The following is a 292-nucleotide window of genomic DNA, read 5'->3' as shown; positions in this document are numbered from 1 at the left end:
GCCATCGTGGTCTCCACCCCGCAGGATGTGGCCTTGCTGGACGCACGCAAGGCGATGGACATGTTCAACACCCTTAAGACCCCGGTGCTGGGACTGATTGAGAACATGTCATTCTTCACCTGTCCCGATTGCGGCGGCGAACATCACATCTTCGGCCACGGCGGCGTCGCGGCAGAGGCCGAGACTCTGGGCCTGCCGCTGCTGGGCGCGCTGCCGATTGATCTGGAGACCCGCCTGGCCGGCGACAGCGGCACGCCCATCGCCGCGGGGGAGGGGCCAATGGCCCAGGCCT

1 protein-coding gene is annotated in these 292 nt (G+C 66.8%); it reads left to right on the top strand.

Annotated features, from left to right (window positions below; all coding sequences use genetic code 11):
- The coding region (locus tag RA21_RS18405; RefSeq protein WP_152610589.1) for a P-loop NTPase at positions 1 to 292 on the top strand (292 nt) is incomplete at both ends.

It is taken from the genome of Leisingera sp. ANG-DT (genome assembly GCF_000813785.1).
Taxonomy (GTDB): Bacteria; Pseudomonadota; Alphaproteobacteria; order Rhodobacterales; family Rhodobacteraceae; genus Leisingera.
The sequence above is the reverse complement of the archived record's forward strand: the minus strand, read 5'-3'. Positions and strand labels throughout refer to the sequence as shown.